Genomic DNA, 18140 nt, shown 5'->3' on the forward strand with positions numbered 1-18140 from the left:
TACCCAGCGCACAATTGGCACCAGACACAGCAGCGTGACAAAAACGGCTACAAAAGCCAGAAACTGCCAAAAATTAAATGAATCTTTAAAATTTTCGTCGGCCATGCAATCCACTCTTTGCTGATAATGAACATTTTTAAGGGCGCTAATGGTAATGAATTTAAAGGCGTTTGGAAAGCATTCCACGTCAATATCCCAAAAAGAACACCCGCTTTGGCGCTACGGGATCACCACTATCACGGCCACTTTCACTCATGGCTGACATCACTACCTTCAATATCCTGTTTCAACTGGATATTGAGGCAAGCTTTCAGGCCGCGGCAAAGTCTGAAACTGACTTTGGCCGTGCCACCTCTGAATGTAACTCCCAGAAAAACTGATGGGTGTCGTATTGCAGGTAGTTCATATCGACACTAACCATTGAGTTTGGATCGGTAACTTCAAAGGTGGCAGGAGGATAACTCGCTAATGGTGTTTTTAACTGCTTAAATTCTTTGAAGTATCGCTGAAAATCATGCGCCAGCTGAGCAGTAAGTGGATAACTTAGGGTATCGTCCGGCATACATAGTAAGTTAACCTCTAATACCGTAGCTAATGCAGTACTGTCTGGTAATGTATAGTGCTGCCGAATAAACATGGCTATCTGCTGATAGAAAGTGGCCCAGCCACCTGGCATTGTTTTGTCCTGATTAAAAAACCGTACCGCCCAGCTAATCTGAGGATAACGGGTTGGGGTGTCGGTCACCTGTTGCAGTAGATCCCGTAAAAACCGGATAGCGGGTATGCCATGTTCCCACTGCAAATAACGCATGACATAACGTAACAATGAATACCCATCTGCCATGACATACATCTGATACATCGCTTTCATATGAATTAAATCTTGCTCAGTGTAGCTAAAACTGGCAATCAGAAAATTATTGGCATCTACTTTTATCTGATGCTTTTCAATATAAGCAGGATCAGCCATCGGGCTATTGGGCAATAACTGGGTAGGATAGGCTTTTACCGATACGTCCATATCAATATAACGCTGTAGATCATTATCAAACGCAGCCACCGTAATACCAGGTAAGCCAATCATTAAATCAGTAGATAACGGTAGCTTTAAATCATCAAATATCTGGGTTAGTTCGTCATAACGCTCGGTACGAATATTTTTACGGTTAATGACATCCAGCGTATCTTCGTCCGTGGTCTGAATGGAAATAATACCCTGACTAATAATACCGCCATCAGTAAATATTTTGATGATTTCGACCAGTTTTAAGGTTGAATTTTTGGTGTAATTTACAACCACTTCATTGGGATACCCGTACTGCTTTTTGACCGCGACAATGTCCCTGGCAATCTCAATATCTCTTTCGTACATGCCAAAGTTTGCATCGGCTATCCACATCACTTTTATTTTATTCTGGCCTATCCAATTAATTTCCTGTTTGACCCGCTCTATATCAAATTTACGCACTTTCTGATTGGTTGCTGAACCCCAGTCACAAAATGTACAGCCGTACGGACAGCCGCGGTTAGTCTCTATAATAGCTGCTTCTACCCGGCCACCATAGCCATCAAAATAACCAGATAAATACGGTGATGGAATGACATCAACTTCTTTCATCCGGGTGCGGCCCGCCGTATGCACGATGCTCTGACTCAGTGCGTTGCGAAACGTTATACCCGTGACATTGGTCAGGGCAAAGTCATCAACCTCGACGTTACCCTGAGGGTTTTTAAAGATAGTTTCAAAAATCTCGGCAATGGCCACCTCCCCTTCACCATGCACCGCAATATCAACAGAACGATGGCTGTGCATAAAATCTTTACAAGCTTGCGGATAATCCGGGGTGCTAGGCCCACCATGAATAGTCAGGTTCGTCAGATTATGTTGTTTTATTGACTGACTGATCTGCAGATTTAAGTCTACCGACCACATATAATTTGAAAACAGCCAGACGCCGGGGCCAAAGCGGCGGTAAGGACCATTCAGTAGATCATTTGGATTAAGAAAGTTTATCGGGATCAGTACAAATCGTTCAAGTAGTGCACCGTTTTCATAATGCTGCAGTGCGCTATATAAAACACCTAACGCTAACGGCAGATGATTCTCCATATGAGGAACAAAATAGACCGGAATTCTGCCATCCGGTTGAATATCCTGCCAGCTGCTGACAATACCCGGCGTTGGTGATACCGGGTTAAATAACGGAATGTCATCCGCTTTGCTTTGCACAATACGTTTTTTCTTGATTAGTAAGCCAGCGCGATAAAGATCTGAAATTATTTGAGAAGCCTGCTGGGGTTGTTCAAACAGCTCAGCTTTATCAGCAATGATCTCTGTTTGCTTTTTACCGTCAGCAAAGGCCAATAAAACTAATAGCGAAGCGACAGGCAATGCCAGTTGCCGCTGTTGCTGTGCTGACCAAGCGCTAAAGCCAGCGGGCCCTATTAACGCCGCAAAATGTATACTGACAGACAATGCTTCTGGCACTTCGTCATTGTTAGCCGACACTAAGCCAGAGAACGTAGCTTCACTTAACGGCACCGCCACTGCTGCCATAGCCTCTGCTGCTTTGGGAGGCTCCGGTGTTAATATTCCCGCTTGTTGTAGCTGATGGATCCGGTTAGCTACTGCGGCAGCGGTTATCTGGGGAGCCAATTTCGTTACCAGCACATTGGTAACGAAAGCATCACTTACCGTCGTTTTGTCCTGATGCTCAATAAACAAAGACAACAACAGAATATCCAGCTCATGCACCAGAAAAGGTTTGGTTACACCGGAGATCTGGCTAAGCATCAACTGGCCGCCACGTTGCATAATGATAAACTGGTTATTCAGGTACAAAACGGTTAACTCCGAAAAATAAAATGCTGTGTTCAGGTCTATGCCACAATTTATCACTTAACTCTGTTCGTTTCAGCAGTATTCCTCGCACTAAATGCGTTTATCTCAGGCAAAAAAAAACCACTGCAACAGTGGTTTTTTTAATAAGCGAATACATTAGCCACCTGGAGGTGGGGTCACCAGCGACCCCTGGGCCCGTTCAAGCTCCATACGGGCCTGAGCACGATCCGCTTCAACCTGCTCAATGGTACGGCAATTACGCCGGCCGATATTGCTGCCGGTAGCACGTTCGTTACGGCAAATATGAGTCACTTTGTCGTTTTCATCCACGACTTCAAATTCAAAGTTACGCGAAGCGCGATTATCTGAAACATCCGTCGTACTGGCACAGCCTGCTAACAACACGCTGGTAAAACATACCGCCAATAATTTAATTTTCAACCTACTATCTCCCTGCTATTTCAACTGTCGGTTAAACATTATCGGAACATTTGACAAAGTGCAAACCATAATTGTTAAAACATGTTATCTGAATACAACATGTTGATTAACTAATACTTTAATCTGCTTTACCTATATGCTTATCAAAAAATTCAGCCATTTGACTAAAAAGCTCAACTCTGTGGTCCACTTTAAAAAAGCCGTGACCATCTTCTTTCACTAACCACTCATAAGGCTTACCGATATCATCCAGCGCTTTTTTCAAATTATTTGCATGAACAATCGGCACCCGCACATCTCTGGAGCCATGCACAATAAACAGCTCAGCCTTTATTTTATCTACGTGATGCACCGGAGAAATAGAGCGCATGTAGTCATCACCTTCTCCGACGTGTGAGCTAATATACTGCTCAATGCCTCTGCTTCTACTCGCATCGGAACCATCACCATCAAAAAATAGCGGCATATCATAAACGCCGACATAACCCACACTACATTTATACAGATCTGGTTCTTTAATCACGCCCCACAAAGCAGCGTAACCACCATAGCTACCACCATAGATACAAATACGTTCTTTATCGGCAATGCCCTGCTCTACCGCCCATAAGGTACCGTCAGTAACATCGTCCTGCATGGCATGGCCCCATTGTAAGCGACCTGCGCGCTGGAAATCATCGCCATAGCCACCCGAACCACGGAAGTTTATCTGCAATACTGCATACCCTCTGCTGGCCAGAAACTGTACTTCATTATTAAAGCCCCAGCTATCAAACGGACCAAAAGGACCACCATGCACGTTTACAATTAACGGTAAGTTCTTATTACCCTCTGGCGGTAAGGTTAATAAACCACGGATAACTTTGCCATCACGCGCCGTAAAACTAATCTGCTGCATGGGCTGCAACTGTTCATTGTCAAGTTTGCCAAGGGCAGAGGCTAAATAACGGGCCTGACCTTGCTCGGTGTCGTATAAATAAAATTCACCCGGATTACGGTCGCTGCTTACCCGAAATAAAGCAGTTTTACCGGCCCTATCGAATGAGGTGATCGAAACCGCCTGCCCCGGAAACGCAGCCTGCAGTCCGGCCAGTAGCTTCGCATCCCGATGTTCACGGTTGATAAACTCCACTTCGTTGTTGGTAGCCATGTAACTTACCGCCAGCACATCGCCCTGGTGACTGTGAAAGGCCCGGCCAACATCTGAATAGGCATGCCTTGCAATCAGGCTTACCTCTGAGGTGGTAAAATCGTACACAAACACGCCGGCCACATCGCCTTCAGCCATGTCATGGTTTGACGAAAAATAAGCGAGGGAGTTGTCCGCTGAAAACCCTAAGGGTCTGACCTGAGGATTAGCACGCTTAGACGGTAAATCGAGCCTCTGCCAGCTATCATTTTTCTTGTAGTGAATAACAGTCTTGTTTTCATCGAAGGTTTTCCCCTCGATATACTCCACGCCTATCCGAATGTCTCCGCTATTGTCAGCAATTAAACCCGCAATTACGCCTTGTGGCTGATCGTCAAGATAGCGCTCTTTAGCCCGGTTAATATCAATGGTAAAGGCGCGCATACCATTTTTTTCAGCATAATGGCGTTTGCCGATCAGAATACGATCTGGCTGATCAGGCAATAAGTGCAAAATTGTGTAGCCTGACATACCAGTGCGGAACAACTCTAAGCGACGGGTACCGTCAATATTAGCCGCATACAAATTAACCGGGCTGCCATTCATATTAACCAGATTGCCGGTTACTTCTGCCACTTCCATCAGTACCCGGGTTTTATTTCCCCAGTAAAAATTAACCACGTGCATATTTTCGCCGAAAGCAAAACTAGCGGTAACCGCCATATTGCTTAGCTTCATTACCGCCAGTTTCTTTTCGGTATCTTCCTGAAACGTAAACGCAATATGCTTGCCATCTGGCGAGATCTTCATATTGTCGAATTTAGCATGCTCAAAATAATGACGAACCGGTACTAACTCCTTAGCAACGGCCGACTCATTGGCAAAGGCGGACCACCCGGTCAGCATTAACACCAAAAATACTGCTACAAATCTTTTCACACGACACCCCTGTTTTATTTTTTTGTATAATACTATAAATTTTCTGTCGTTATAATCATAAAACTATTACAAATTATTTCTTAATTTTTAATAACCAGCCAAACAAATGTTCTTCTATATTCAGTTCGGTTAACTGGTAAGCATATCCCCGTGCGGTCAGTAGCGCGCTAAGCTCTGCCGCCCCTGCCGTGGATAGGGATGCCTGTTGCTGATCCACTAAGCGCTTTAAAAATAATGCCAGACGTTGCTGCTCGATATCGAGCTGCGTCATGCTGGTCACAGAAAAATTGACAATTAATTTAGCAACTCTGGCCATAACATCGTTATACCAGGCTAAACTTTCCGGGCCCAATTGCTGTTTAATCTGTCGGCTACAGTTTAAAACCGACTGGTTGGCCTGCTGGGTTCGTTGCACAAGCGCTGGCGTTTCTGCCCGCTGAGCTTGCTCAGCCATGCAGGCCAATAATGTACGTGCGTGCTTAAAAAACGCCGAAGCATTTAAAAATTGATTAAGGACCGCCACTCCTGCAGCACTGTCTTTGGCTATATCTGAATTAGTATGATGCATTATCGCCATAAATTGGCCTGCAGGTTTTAACACCCTGATGCACTCATGCAGCGCAGCGTCACGTTCGGCATATTCAAAAGCAAATTGGCTGGTCACTAAATCTACCGATGCATCAGCAAAGGGTAATGCCTCAGTTTTACATTCAGGGTAAAACGTAATAGTGGCTAATAAGCCCGCAATTTCAGAATTGTCGGCAAATACCTGCAAGGGCTTAATGTTGGCGGCATCTGCGCCATAAATGGTAAACCGGCGTTGCGTAAGGTTTGAATACTTTCTGGCCGCGACAGCGATAGCCCCATTGCCGGTGCCTACATCGAGCACCGTAGCATTATCAGCCAGCTGCTTAAAGCTGTTATTCCAGAGCGCTAACAGTTCCCCTTCGTAGCCGCTGGCGGCTTCACCCTCACCAAAGCTGTTCAGGCTGCGGCTGGCTTGCCAGTAACTGTCCCAGTGCGCTGTTGAAGTCATGCTGTTTTCCCAAAGAAAAAGGCAGGGGTTAGCCTGCCTTTAGTTTTAACTCATTAACTTATCAGAAGCTCTGTGTATACCGGATATAGGTAATACGACCAAAAGCGTTGTATAAGTCGAAGTTGTAAGAACGTGAACCACGCGCTGCGGCAGAAGTGCCTAACTGTGGTTCTTTCTCAAACACGTTCTGAGCGCCAACTGAAATTTTGGCGTTCCAAGGTGCATTGTAAGTTACCTGCAAATCGTGAGTAGTCCAGGTTGCAATATGACCTTCGCGAACTACACCACCGCCGTCAGCAGCTGCTACGGTATTGAACTGAGAACCAATCATGTTGATGTTCCACGCGAAGTCGAAATCACCGAATACATATTGGTTGTTCAGGTTAATACGCTGCTGTGGTAAGCCTGGGTCTTCAACGTTGTTACGGCCACCATCCACTGAATAATCAATGATGTGCGACACGTACAAGTTGTTGATTAAGCGACCAGCGTTACCGAAGTCAAAGCTGGTACGGATGTTTAAATCAACACCTGAAGTTTCCAGAGTACCTTCGTTACCGTAACCAGCATCGATGCGGGTAATCAGGCCACTTGCATCACGAGTTACACCTAAACCAGCTGGGATTGGGTCACCAGATGCCTGACGGTTAATCAGCGTCTGTGAATCAAACTGACGGATCCGATCTTCAATTTCGATATTGTAGTAATCGGCTTTAACAAAGAACCAGTCGTCGTACGAGTAAGCCGCACCAAACGCATACTGAGTTGAACTCTCAGACGCTAAGTCAGGGTTAGCAATATAGTACGCGTTAATTTGACATGGGTCATCAGCATCACCGGTTAAAGCTAAACAGGTTACCGGATCCGCTACTGAGTCAGCAGAGAAAGAAGTGGCCTGAGTTAAGATATCCAGTGACGGGGCACGGAAACCTAAACCGTAAGAGGCGCGTAACAGTAAACCGTCCATTGCGGTATATTTAACACCTACTTTAGGTGAGAAATCTGAACCGTAGTCTGAATAGTTATCGAAACGACCAGCAACAGACACTTCTAAATCATCAGTGGCAGGTAATAAGGTTTCGAAGAACGCCGCGTTTACTGAACGGTCACCACCAGCTGAACTACCTGATGAACCACCTACTAAACCTGCAGCAGACTGTGAATCGTACTTATCAGAGTAAACTTCTTCACGACGCTCAACACCAACAGACGCCTGAGAAATACCACCGGCCATTTCGAACAGGTCGAAAGATGCGCTGGCGTAATACTCGTTGATATCAAACTGTGATTTACGAGCAGTTGTTACTACGCCTGCCTGTAAAACATTGCTTGGGTTTGAACCTGGGTTTTGAATGTCGTAACCAAAACGACAAGAAGCAGGGTTAAACGAGCCATCATCACAGTAGCCAGGGTTAAAGTTGTTTACGTTACCCCATGCAGTGCTTGCAGCCAGGTAGCCATCACCTAAACCTAAAGTTTGGTTACGAACCCGACGAGCACCGAAATCCACATCAATTTCGCCAATCCGGCCCATAGAGCCGACTAAGAAATCTACGTTTTCGTTGTCGATTGTGTTGTCACGGTTACCCATGGCAGCAAAACGGTGATAGAAGAACACTTCCTGGTTAGGACCAGCCAGAACCGGATCAAATGCAACCGCATTTGGGTTGTTCGCATCATACATCCAGGCATCAGGGTTAGTTGGGTTGTTGTAGCTGTCAACCGGTGTCGCTAAACCGTCATAGAAAATGTTTGAATCCGGAGCTGGTGCATAACGACCAAAAGAGCTGGTTTTAGCTACGCTGGCGTTAGCATAGATAGACCAGTCATCATTGATTTGGTGGTTTAACTTAACAAATAATGATTCGTTACCGATTGATGCTTCGTTGGCGTTGGTTGCGTTGAAGTTGAACTGACAACGTTCAAAACCAGCGATAGGACCTGGAATGAAGTTAGTCTCGTTACAACCACCAGGAACAGCTTTGAAACCAGCGAATGCAGCACCACGGTAGTTATTACCGTAGATTGAGCTACCTGGCTCAACCCAAGGGAACGCGTTTTCAAAAATGATATCGCGCTTGTTCCATGAAACACCACCGATGATCTGTGTAGTGTCATTAGCTGAACCGAAAACTACTGAACCGTTTTCACGCTCACCACCTTCACTCGGGATGCTAACTTCAGCAGCACCAACGCTCAGTTCTACGCCGTTGAAGTCTCTGCGGGTAATAACGTTGATTACACCACCGATAGCGTCTGAACCGTATACTGCTGATGCACCATCAGACAGGATTTCGATACGCTCAACTGCCGCCATAGGAATTGAGTTCAAATCCTGTGATGAACCTGTTGAAGGAGACATAGTTAAACGACGACCATCTACCAGAACCAGAGTACGGCTGGCACCCAGACCGCGCATGTTTACCTGGCTTACACCCTGAGCAGAACTACCTGACTGAGGACGGAAAGAACCAGCGCTGTTGAAAGTGGTATTCCGGATTAAATCTGCAACAGAAATCTCACCTGATAACTCAATTGCCTCACGGTCAATAACAGTTACCGGCAGTGCGCCTTCTAAATCGGTACGCTTAATCCGCGAACCGGTGATTTCGATACGTTCAACTTTAGCCGACTCATCTTCTTCTGCTGCGGTTACTGAAGCAGTAAAAGCAGTAGCTGAAGCTGCGCCGAAGGCGATAGCTAAGCGCACAGCTTTATTTAATTTATTATTTGTATACATGTATTTCTCCCTGGACCACTATCTCGCTAGTGATTCTATTTTTAAACAGTTACCAATCTTTTAGGCAATTGGCACTCCATTCATCCCGGATATTATCCGATTTGTCGCGACCTGATAATAAACGGTATTTTTCGGTAGGGTCAACAGCTTTTATTGAACATTTTCGTCTGGCAGCTGTCTTCCCTCCGTTTTGACCGATATTTAGTCAATCCCGCATTTGGGGCAGTTTTGCTCTAAAATAGCGCTAAACGGCATTAATTACCTCATTTAGCCACAAATTAGCCCGATTATCAGGCTTTAGTGTCGTTTTTTTCAGCAGGCCGCCAGTAAAACCGGCTAATTGCACGTAATTAATTGTTTACATAACGGCTATAACTGCAGAATTCCATCTTCTGGCTTTATAGAACTAAATATACTTTAAGCGCCATTCATCCTGCTTTACGCTCATTAGTGCCTTTGCTAAAAAACAATTTGCTGGTTAGAATTGCAAAACTGTACGTCTATACAGGCAAACTGCCCACTTATGTCAACCGCACAGATGCTCTCTGAAACGTTAAAACAACAAATTCGCGACGCGCAGCAGAAGCTGAAAAAAGCGTTGCCCAATTACCATAACCGGCCCGGTCAGAATAAACTGATTGCCGAAATGGCGAATATTGTTGCGGGTCACTACCATCGGCACGATCGGATTGGTCTGATAGAAGCGGGCACCGGCACGGGCAAGTCGCTGGCCTACTTACTGGCGACGGTGCCCATTGCCCTGGCCCGCCAGAAAAAACTGGTGATTGCCACTGCAACGGTGGCTCTACAGGAGCAGCTGGTGAACAAAGATATTCCTTTTTTTCGCCAGCACAGTGACATTGAGTTTGAATACAATCTGGTGAAAGGGCGCTCACGCTATGCCTGCATGGAACGATTAAAACAGCAGTTAATCCAACCAGACTTGTTAACCAGCACTGAGCGTAATCAGTTCACTGTGCTGGAAACACTGCAGCAAGCATGGCAACAGCGAAGCTGGCTGGGCGACAGGGATACTCTGCCACTGGCAGTCGATGATGCGCTATGGCATAGCATCAGCGCCGACCCCTACCACTGTAGTAAACACCTTAAGCGTCATCAGCAATGTCCGTTCCATCTGGCCCGGGCAGAAATTAAAGAAGCTCAGATACTTGTCGTAAATCATAGCTTGCTGCTGGCAGATTTAGCCGCAGGCAACGCCATACTGCCGCCGCCGGAAGACTGTATTTATGTGATTGATGAAGCCCATCACCTGCCGGCATGTGGGCGAGATTACTTTGCCGCGTTGGCGCAATTGAGCCAGCCCCAGGTATGGCTGGATAAACTAGGGCAGCTAAGTCATCAGTTAATACAAACTTTACCTGAGAGCAGTTTAAAAGACTTACTTAAACTGGACGATTATCGTAACGAGCTGCTTGGTTTATTAAAACCGATTGAGCGCAGCCTGAGTGAATGGCAAAGCCGCTGGTTTACTGAGACAAGTCAGAACGAATATCGCTTTGAGCATGCAGCACTGCCTGCGCTATGGCAAAAGCAAGCAGAACCTATAGCCAGTTGCGCTCTGAAAACTCTGGGGGTACTTGATAAAATCAGTTCAGCGGTGGGCGAGGTAGCATTAACTTCCAGCAAGCAAAAAAATCAAAGCAAGTTGCTGCAGGAACTAAGCCAGCTGGCACAGAAGCTGGAGCAGCAACATGCGTTATGGCAACTGTACGCCCAGCCTCAGAAAGAACCGGCTTACCAGGCGCGTTGGGTAGCTAAAGACGACAATGAGCAGTTAACGGCCCATGCCTGTCCGTTAAGCGTTGCGCAAAGCCTGGAGCACATGCTGTTCTCTCAGGCCTATGCCAGTATTTTATGTTCTGCAACCCTGACCGTTCTGAACTCTTTTGAGCATATAAAGTACGAGCTTGGTTTGCACGAACATCCCGGCTTACAGACCGTGCGGGTTGACTCGCCATTTGCGTATCAACAAAACGGCGTAATACTGTTGCCAAAAATGCAGCACGAGCCGACAGCCAATGCCTATACCGATGAGTTGATTGCGATACTTCCTGACTACCTCAGCCAACATCAGGGAACACTGGTGCTGTTTGCATCTTACTGGCAAATGCAGCAGGTAGCACAGGCATTGCGGGCCAAGGGCTTTTCCTTGCTGGTTCAGGGGGAAGCGTCCCGCCAGTCATTACTCAGCTTACACCGGGAAAACTGTCAGCATAATAAAACCAGTATTTTATTTGGCACCCAGAGTTTTTCTGAAGGGTTAGATTTGCCAGGTAAGCTACTCACTAATCTTATCATCACCAAGTTGCCGTTTGCCGTACCCACCTCCCCCCTAGAAGCCGCAATGAGCGAAGCGGTAACCCGCAAGGGGGGTAATCCGTTTGTGCAACTGGCGATCCCGGCAACCGCCAGGAAACTGGTGCAGGCTTGTGGTAGACTGCTGCGCCAGGAGCAGGATCAGGGCCGGATTGTTATTCTGGACCGCCGGCTGGTGACGAAATCCTATGGCAAAGCCATGCTCGATACCCTACCGCCCTTTCGGCGCCAGATTGAGTATTAACTAAATTGAACACGTTAATAAATACGTACAGACAGGATACCACCAGGTGCTAACTGAACTGCTGCCCGCCACCGACTTACTGCTGATCCTCTGTATAGTCGCTTTTGTCGCTGGCTATATTGATGCCATTGCCGGCGGTGGCGGCTTATTAACTGTGCCGGCATTATTAACCGCTGGTTTGCCGCCCCATCTGGTGCTGGGTACCAACAAACTGGCGGCCACTTTTGGCTCACTTACTGCGTCGCTCACGTATTATCGCAAGCGATTATTTAACCCGCGTTACTGGCGCCGTAGTATTGGATATACGGCTATCGGCGCCTTGCTTGGCACGCTGGTGGTCGACCAGCTAAGTACCGAGCTACTGGAAAAACTGCTGCCAATTTTGATCTTACTGGCAGCAATTTATACTCTGTTTAACCGTATTCAGCCTGATGATCGGCTGCACTTACCGCAACAGAACGCGAAATTATTCTGGCAACAACGGCTGCAAGGCTTAACGCTGGGATTTTATGACGGGGTGGCAGGCCCTGGAACCGGAGCCTTCTGGATGGTCTCCAGCATGGCCATGTATAAAATAAATCTGCTATTGACCAGCGGTGTCGCCAGAACCATGAATTTTATTAGTAACGGTTTTTCGCTGGTGGCGTTTATGGCGCTGGGCCATGTCAATTATGTGCTGGGTATTGCCATGGGTTTATGTCTGATGCTGGGCGCATTTCTAGGTGCGCACAGCGCTATTCGCTTTGGCAGTAAATTTATCAGACCGGTATTTATTAGTGTCGTGATAGCCATAGCCCTGCGTCTGGCCTGGCAGGCCTGGAGTAGCACATGAGCGCCCTGCAGGTATTAGCCAGTCAGCTGAATGAATTGCAACAGCGCGCCTCTGCGATAGATGCAAAGCGTCAGCCAGGCAAACCACAAGACTGGTTTGAAAGCGGTCTGTTCAGTTGTCACTCGCCGGATCTTGCTGATTATGTAGCAGATGCTTGCCGCAACCTGCAACGGTTAAGTGATAACCAAAACACGCTGTCTGCGGCAAGTCAGCAACGATTAGCCGAGCATTTAGCCGCCCAGGTGAACGCATTAACCCGCGCATTTAGCAACCAGCAAACCCGCAGCAAGTTTCAACGCGCTATTGGGTTCAATAAGCCTGGCAGTAAGCAAACTGAAAAACCGACAACGTTGCACAGCAGCACGGTAAGCCTGTATCAGCAATTGACAGAGTTTCAGCAGTTCGAGCGCCGCTTACTGGATATGATTGAGCAAGCAGAACGTTACCGTGGCGATGATAATGCGAACCGGATCCTGGCACTACACGCCAGACTGGGCCGTTGCAGGCGGGCAATAACTGAAGTAGAACACGCCATTTTACAACATGAGCGGCAAATACCCTGATGGCGTTGTCAGCTCCTGGCCTGGTATATCACCCCTGCTACAGCGCACTCAGTTTGCCTGAGCGCCATCGCTATCCCATAACCAAATATCAGGCATTGTATCAGGCATTACTGGCATCAGGCGTGCAACCAGAGGCGTTCAGTACCCCAGAGCCCATTAGTGCTTCAGAACTTAACTGTATTCACGACACCGATTATATCGACAGTATTTGTCAGGGCACTATCAGCCCCCAGGCCATGCGCCGGATTGGCTTCCCCTGGTCGCAAGCTTTGGTCGACCGCTCCCTGGTGTCGGTAGCGGGCAGCCGGCTTTGTGCTGAACTGGCGTTAAACCGCGGGATCGCTCTACATTTAAGTGGCGGTTATCATCACGCCAGAAGAAGTGAAGGCGCGGGGTTTTGTGTGTTCAATGATCTGGCGTTTACCGCGCAATCTATGCTGGCTAAAGGGCTGAGTAAGATCCTGATTTTCGATCTGGACGTGCATCAGGGCGATGGCACCGCGGGTATTTTTAATGCAGAACCGGCCATTATCACCGCGTCAATTCACTGCGAAAAGAACTTTCCGGCCCGGAAAATCAGCTCGGATTGGGATATAGGCCTGGCGAAACACTGTAATAATGCGGAGTATCTTGAAGCCGTTAACCAAAGTCTGGAAACCTTATTAAACTGGCATCAGCCTGAGCTGGTCATTTATGACGCCGGTGTCGATATTCACCAACAAGATGAGTTAGGCCTGCTTAATATTTCAACTGAGGCAGTTTATCAGCGGGATCTGCTGGTACTAAGTAGCTGCCGTAATCGGAACATACCGGTCGCGGCAGTCATTGGCGGGGGTTACCAGCGAGATGTTACCGCCCTGACCCAATTGCATTTACAGTTGTTTAAGGCGGCATTTTCAGTTTGTGATTTAGCGCTCAGGGCCGAAATAAAAACCTAGCTTCCGTTTAACCTGCACCGGCAAAAGCGGCAAGTCCGATTTTGGCAGTAAAAAGGTCGCCATATTAAACAAATCAGTGAAAATCCGATTTTTTTCAGTGGTCCGCTTTAAATAATCGTGGCCCGAGGATCCACCCGTTCCAATTTTAGTTCCAAGCATGCGCTGCACCATCATCGCGTGCTTGTAACGCCATATCGTCAGGTTTTCATCAATTTCAGTTAAACAGGTTAATAGCTGAAATGGCAAATTAAACACCGGTTCTTCCTGATACAAGCTAATAAATAACGCCGAGAGCATGGCACGCTGACTGAGCCGGAACGTGCCCTGCGCCTGCAGCTCCTGATATTTATCTTTATCGAGCAATGCGGCAAACTTCGCTCTGGTGCGTTCAATTTCTGCCAGCTGCAACTGGCGATCTGGTTCGGATATCTGCTCAATACCGGTCACGGTGCGCGCATCGTCATCTAACATTTGCGCGGTGGCATTATGATACATCTGCCAGAAACTAAAATCTTCAAGTTGCAGAAACGGCATTCGTTCCAGCCATTTCTCTATGCGCTCAAACAAACTTGGCTCTGTTTCCAGCGCTTCTAAAAACTGACGATCTTGCTCATTCAGGCGGCTGTAAAAAGAGTTCTTATCAAAATCAATCCGATATTCGCTTTTCAGGCCAAGACCAATTTCCAGCATTTTAAACTGAACACTCTGAAAACCTGAAGCGGGCACCAGATAGTCCCGAAACGACATGAAATCCTGTGGCGTCATTGTTTCGATGATGGCTATCTGTTGATTCAGCAATTGCTGAATACTGATCACCCGTTTTAATTTATGCACGATACCGGTTAACTGCTGATCTTTTACTTCAGCTTCTGCAAATACCGCCATGACGGCTTTTAATTCATGCAGTATTTGCTTAAACCATAATTCATATACCTGGTGAACCACAATAAACAGGGTTTCATCATGCGCTTCGTTGGCATATTTCGCGCTCTCTGGCGCCTGGGCGGTGAGTATTTTATCCAGTTGCAGATAATCGCCATAGTAACAGGGGGTGGTATTCTTTTGCATTACAGGGATCCGCTAGTCTTGACCCGTGCATTGTAACAGCGTACTTCGTTAACTCAATCTTTAGGTGGTGTTTTTACGTAAAGCTGATTATGCTTTGGCCTGACGCTTTAGCAGACAGAGGCCCTTATGAAACTGGATGATGATATTCATAATTTTTATGAAAAGCTGTTACTTGACCATATTGTAGAGCTGGAACTGGACAGCAGCAAAGACAGTGAATATCTGGCAGATTTATGCTGTATATCGTTGAATTTACTGCCACCACGCTATATTCGCTATGAGGTGGATATGTCGTTTTACTTACCGCAAAGTGAACGCTTTGAAATGCAAATGAAAGTAAAAGAGGCCGTCAGCAGGGCCAGGCAGTTTCTGGACGACAATAAGTGACGCGTTGCGAGTGCCAGTAAATGACTGACGATACTGACGATACTGACGATACTGACGATAGCCAGAATAATAACAGCAGTTTAGCCAATGCGCCGGTGCACGTTAAACTGGCCGTTGATTTAATTATGTTGTTAGAACAGCAGCAGCTATCGGATAGCGACATTTTAGCCGCGCTGGATATTGTCAGCGCAGATTATAAGAAAAAACTCAAGGTGGGTGGCAACTCCACCAGCCACATCCCGGCACCTGCATCATAAGCTGTGGCTGCTTCCTTCCGGACCTGACCAGGTTAACCTACTAGCATTGCGAGAGGACCAATGGAGTTACCATTGAGTGCCGCACAAGTTACACCAGAGCGGCAGGCCCGCATTATGCGCAATGGCCTGCCAGGTTTCAAGTGATTTAGCCGCAACACCGCTTTGTTGCTTAATGTTTAAGCAGCAGAGCGGTTAATCAACGCTTATTTCACTCGCGGCTTTCCAGTAAAGTCAGGTAGTTTTTGGCCACCGCGCGCAAACGTTGATGATTATCCGGGCCTAAACGGATAACTTGTTTCTCCAAATCACTTAAACTTTCTACCGCCGGATCGGCGTAAGTGTAAGCCACTGATTTACGAACCAGTGTGGTATCTACCGACATAGGTGCAATGGCCAGAAATGTCGTTAAAGCTTGTTGCATACGTTGCTGAAAGCTCAATTCAGGATATCCCAGTTCGCCAAAGACCTGCTCAAACAAAGGCTGATAGCGCTTAAATATCGGTAACATTTGCTCCGGATCTGCACTTTCAAGCAACCGGATGTAAGGCTCATACCGCTGGTAACTCGCCGGATCAATCTGATAGGTCTGACTTTCCGGATCCGCGATGGTAACAAATGGCTGGTCTAACGGCACCACTACAGGGTGTTTTGCAACCAATTGTTTTTGCGCCAGATTATCGACTGTTACCACCAGGTTGCGGATCATCTGCCTGGTATTAATTAACCCTGCCAGACCCGGTTGCCAATTCAGTTTCAACACATCTTGTTTTAACACCGGATCAGATGCTTCGAGCGTGGGTAAGGGTTCAGGTTCCGGCGCGCTGATGACTGGCTCAGGTTCACTTTCTGTCTCTGTTTCTGTTATCTGTTCGGTCAGCGGCTCATCAACTGGCATCGGCAGTATTGGTTCAACCACCACTTCAGCGGGGATCGGTGCCGGGGTAATAACTTCAGGCTCTGTTTCTGATGCGGGTCTAAATAACATCCACAATGCCAGTAAAATGACAATAACGACTGCTGCAATACCTGCATAATACAGCTGCTGCCCGCTACCCGATGGTTGCGCCGTCATAAGTGACTCCTTGTTAGTGACTAAGATATATTGCAATATAGCAACACAGAGCAGTATACAGTAGAAAAGTTCAATAACACTATGGTACGACAACGTCCACTGAGCGGTAAAAAAACGGCCCTGTTACTGACCGGCGGTGGCGCTCGCGCTGCATATCAGGTGGGCGTATTAAAAGCGATTGCCCAGCACTATCCCAGAACCAGCCCTACACCTTTTGACATTATCAGTGGTACCTCGGCAGGGGCAATTAATGCTGCTGGCATTGCCTGTTATGCGTCCTGTTTTCATTTGGGTGTCAAAAAAATAGAATCGGTCTGGCGTCATTTTCACACCAACCAGGTGTATTATTCTGACTACCCCAGAGTATTCTGGCACTTAATGCAAAATGTGTTTGGGGCGTTCCAGGCCGATTACGCTAATAAGAAACCAGTCAGCGTTTTCGACAATAAGCCGTTAAAGCAATTGCTGGGTCGGATCCTTGATTTGCAAAGAATTGACCGGAATATTATGGGCGGCTATTTATCCAGCTTTTCCGTCACGTCCTCTTGCTATAATAACGGCGACTCCATTACGTTTTTTCAGTCGGATCATGCCGAAGAATGGCGCCGGGCAAAACGTTGCGGTCAACGCACCCTGCTTGGAGTGCATCACTTAATGGCGTCAGCCGCTATTCCGATTATTTTTCCATCGGTACGGATCCATCAGCAATATTTCGGCGACGGGTCGGTGAATCAGTTAGCCCCCCTTAGCGCTCCTATTCATTTAGGCGCCGATAAAATTCTGATTATCGGGGTAGAAGATCCCCGTAAAGAAGAGGCCAGCCGGCGTAGTTTGCATCATCCTGATTTAGCGACGGTAGCGGGCCACTTATTAGATACCATTTTTACGGATACGCTGAATTCTGATCTGGAGCGTATGCATCGGGTAAATAAGACCGTCGAAACCCTGCACGCCAACAATATTGAGACCGAGCTTAAACCGGTGCAAAGCCTGCTGATAAACCCAAGTCAAAACTTTAATTTACTGGCAAGCGAATATTATCTTTGTCTACCCCTGGCGGTGCGCACGTTATTGCGGGGGCTGGGGATCCGTCAGCATTCTGAATCAAGCTTAGCGAGCTATTTATTGTTTGAACAGAAATACACCCGACGCCTGATTGAGCTTGGCTTTGCCGACGGCTGCCGGCAAATGGATCAGATTGTGCAATTTCTTGCCGCTGAACCGGAGTGATGTTTCGTCAAATCCTTGACCTTAAAAACATTTCAGTTTCAAGCCTTTGAAATAAAACACAATTAACATTTGGCGCGAAAATTGC

Annotated in this window: 13 protein-coding genes, 1 other RNA gene and 1 pseudogene; 7 read left to right on the forward strand and 8 right to left on the reverse strand. The window is 47.0% G+C overall.

What is annotated here, in order from left to right; all coding sequences use genetic code 11:
• Positions 1 to 310: 310 nt before the first annotated feature.
• The 5 genes from B2X65_RS05655 to B2X65_RS05675 all read right to left on the reverse strand — a co-directional run bounded on the left by B2X65_RS05655 (position 311) and on the right by B2X65_RS05675 (position 9127).
• Complete coding sequence (locus B2X65_RS05655) at positions 311 to 2842, reverse strand: B12-binding domain-containing radical SAM protein (RefSeq protein WP_290611195.1); 2532 nt, start codon at positions 2840 to 2842, stop codon at positions 311 to 313.
• A gap of 156 nt (positions 2843 to 2998) precedes the next feature.
• Positions 2999 to 3283 carry a hypothetical protein gene (locus B2X65_RS05660; protein WP_290611196.1) on the reverse strand — a complete coding sequence of 95 codons (285 nt, stop codon included), beginning with the start codon at positions 3281 to 3283 and terminating at the stop codon, positions 2999 to 3001.
• Positions 3284 to 3401: 118 nt separating this feature from the next.
• A complete protein-coding gene (locus tag B2X65_RS05665) occupies positions 3402 to 5351 on the reverse strand; it encodes an alpha/beta hydrolase family protein (RefSeq protein WP_290611197.1) in 1950 nt (649 codons plus the stop codon).
• Between the two features lie 73 nt (positions 5352 to 5424).
• A complete protein-coding gene (locus B2X65_RS05670; RefSeq protein ID WP_290611198.1) occupies positions 5425 to 6387 on the reverse strand; it encodes a class I SAM-dependent methyltransferase in 963 nt (320 codons plus the stop codon).
• Between the two features lie 61 nt (positions 6388 to 6448).
• Complete coding sequence (locus B2X65_RS05675) at positions 6449 to 9127, reverse strand: TonB-dependent receptor plug domain-containing protein (RefSeq protein ID WP_290611200.1); 2679 nt, start codon at positions 9125 to 9127, stop codon at positions 6449 to 6451.
• 523 nt (positions 9128 to 9650) lie between these two features.
• Between B2X65_RS05675 and dinG the strand changes: the two genes are divergently transcribed.
• Genes dinG through B2X65_RS05695 form a run of 4 tightly spaced genes read left to right on the forward strand, consistent with a single transcriptional unit; the run spans position 9651 to position 14041 of the window.
• Positions 9651 to 11708 (forward strand): ATP-dependent DNA helicase DinG, encoded by a 2058-nt coding sequence (dinG, locus tag B2X65_RS05680; protein ID WP_290611202.1) that lies wholly within the window; start codon positions 9651 to 9653, stop codon positions 11706 to 11708.
• A 46-nt stretch (positions 11709 to 11754) separates the two neighbouring features.
• Entirely contained in the window at positions 11755 to 12540 is a 786-nt protein-coding gene (locus B2X65_RS05685) for a sulfite exporter TauE/SafE family protein (RefSeq protein ID WP_290611203.1), read from the forward strand.
• Positions 12537 to 13103 carry a primosomal replication protein PriC gene (gene priC / locus B2X65_RS05690; RefSeq protein ID WP_290611205.1) on the forward strand — a complete coding sequence of 189 codons (567 nt, stop codon included), beginning with the start codon at positions 12537 to 12539 and terminating at the stop codon, positions 13101 to 13103. Before B2X65_RS05685 ends, priC begins: the two co-directional genes overlap by 4 nt.
• Positions 13103 to 14041, forward strand: a complete 939-nt coding sequence (locus B2X65_RS05695; RefSeq protein ID WP_290611207.1) for a histone deacetylase family protein — start codon at positions 13103 to 13105, stop codon at positions 14039 to 14041. The genes priC and B2X65_RS05695 overlap by 1 nt, the downstream gene beginning before the upstream one ends.
• Here B2X65_RS05695 and B2X65_RS05700 read toward each other — a convergent pair.
• Positions 14012 to 15109, reverse strand: coding sequence for a tryptophan 2,3-dioxygenase family protein (locus tag B2X65_RS05700; protein ID WP_290611209.1), 1098 nt, complete (start codon positions 15107 to 15109; stop codon positions 14012 to 14014). The two genes, B2X65_RS05695 and B2X65_RS05700, sit on opposite strands and share 30 nt — an antisense overlap.
• Before the next feature lie 126 nt (positions 15110 to 15235).
• Between B2X65_RS05700 and B2X65_RS05705 the strand changes: the two genes are divergently transcribed.
• Both B2X65_RS05705 and B2X65_RS17825 read left to right on the forward strand, forming a co-directional pair.
• A complete protein-coding gene (locus B2X65_RS05705; RefSeq protein ID WP_290611210.1) occupies positions 15236 to 15496 on the forward strand; it encodes a late competence development ComFB family protein in 261 nt (86 codons plus the stop codon).
• A gap of 20 nt (positions 15497 to 15516) precedes the next feature.
• Positions 15517 to 15690 (forward strand): annotated as a pseudogene (locus tag B2X65_RS17825) (DUF2496 domain-containing protein); the annotation flags it as partial.
• A gap of 29 nt (positions 15691 to 15719) precedes the next feature.
• On the opposite strand, the gene ffs reads toward B2X65_RS17825, so the two are convergent.
• Positions 15720 to 15816, reverse strand: an RNA gene (gene ffs, locus B2X65_RS05715) — signal recognition particle sRNA small type.
• Between the two features lie 145 nt (positions 15817 to 15961).
• A complete protein-coding gene (locus B2X65_RS05720; RefSeq protein ID WP_290611211.1) occupies positions 15962 to 16825 on the reverse strand; it encodes a DUF3014 domain-containing protein in 864 nt (287 codons plus the stop codon).
• An 81-nt stretch (positions 16826 to 16906) separates the two neighbouring features.
• On the opposite strand from B2X65_RS05720, the gene B2X65_RS05725 reads away from it, so the two are divergent.
• Positions 16907 to 18055, forward strand: a complete 1149-nt coding sequence (locus tag B2X65_RS05725; RefSeq protein ID WP_290611212.1) for a patatin-like phospholipase family protein — start codon at positions 16907 to 16909, stop codon at positions 18053 to 18055.
• Positions 18056 to 18140 lie beyond the last annotated feature (85 nt).

It is taken from the genome of Arsukibacterium sp. UBA3155 (genome assembly GCA_002364615.1).
Taxonomy (GTDB): Bacteria; Pseudomonadota; Gammaproteobacteria; order Enterobacterales; family Alteromonadaceae; genus Alishewanella.